The sequence below is a fragment of the Ureaplasma ceti genome, from assembly GCF_040369755.1.
In the GTDB taxonomy this organism is placed as follows: domain Bacteria; phylum Bacillota_I; class Bacilli_A; order Mycoplasmatales; family Mycoplasmoidaceae; genus Ureaplasma; species Ureaplasma ceti.
Map to the genome: position 1 here is coordinate 1 of NZ_BAABQM010000012.1, position 1,196 is coordinate 1,196.

At 47.2% G+C, this 1,196-nt stretch carries 2 rRNA genes; both read right to left on the reverse strand.

From position 1 onward, the window contains the following. Nucleotides 1-8 precede the first annotated feature (8 nt). A 5S ribosomal RNA gene (gene rrf, locus ABWU82_RS03615) occupies nt 9-115 on the reverse strand. Nucleotides 116-171: 56 nt separating this feature from the next. Then, nucleotides 172-1,196: ribosomal RNA gene (locus ABWU82_RS03620) — 23S ribosomal RNA — on the reverse strand; the annotation flags it as partial.

The following is a 1,196-nucleotide window of genomic DNA, read 5'->3' on the forward strand; positions in this document are numbered from 1 at the left end:
TTTTGGTTGCGCGACGATGTCCTACTCTCACATTTCTGCTACAATCGGCCCTGATGTGCTTGACTTCCGTGTTCGGTATGGGAACGGGTATTTCCACATCGGTATCTTCACCGCACTATTCGGTAGAACTTTGTAAACTAAATTTATCAATCAATCTTAAATATTAAGAACTTATCTAAGTCCTCGAATTATTAGTATCAGTTAGCTAAACTCCTCGCAGAGCTTACACACCTGACCTATCAACGTCATAGTCTTTAACGATTCTTACCCCACTTAAGGGAGGGAAGATTAATCTTGAAGCTGGTTTCACGCTTAGATGCTTTCAGCGTTTATCCATTAGGCACGTTGCTACCCTGCAGTGCAGCTGGCGCTACAACAGGATCACAAGTGGTGCCCCCATTCCGGTCCTCTCGTACTAAGAACAGAGCTTCTCAATCTTCCTGCGGGCATGACAGATAGGGACCAACCTGTCTCACGACGGTTTGAACCCAACTCACGTATCTCTTTAATCGGCGAACAGCCGAACCCTTGGAACCTGCTCCAGCTCCAGGATGAGATGAGTCGACATCGAGGTGCCAAACAGTGCCGTCGATATGAACTCTTGGGCACTATCAGCCTGTTATCCCCAGAGTAGCTTTTATCCGTTGAGCGATGGCCATTCCATTCTGAACCACCGGATCACTATGACCTAGTTTCCTACCTGTTCGACTTGTAAGTCTCACAGTCAAGCACCCTTATACCATTACACTCTAAACACGATTTCCAACCGTGCTGAGGGTACCGTTGCGCGCCTCCGTTACCTTTTGGGAGGCGACCGCCCCAGTCAAACTGCCCACCTAACACTGTCCTCTAGCCAGTTTCATGGCTACAAGTTAGAAGAATCTAAATGCAAGGGTAGTATTCCAACGTCGACTCCATAAATCCTAGCGAATTTACTTCAAAGTCTCCTACCTATGCTCTACAAACATTCAAATTCTTCAATATTAAGCTACAGTAAAGCTTCATGGGGTCTTTCCGTCCAATCACGCCAAGAGGGCGTCTTCACCCTCACCAGGATTTCACCGAGTCTACAGTTGAGACAGTCAAGAGATGGTTACACCATTCAAGCGGGACGGAATTTACCCGACAAGGAATTTCGCTACCTTAGGACCGTTATAGTTACGGCCGCCATTCACTGGGGCTTCAGTCAAGAGCTT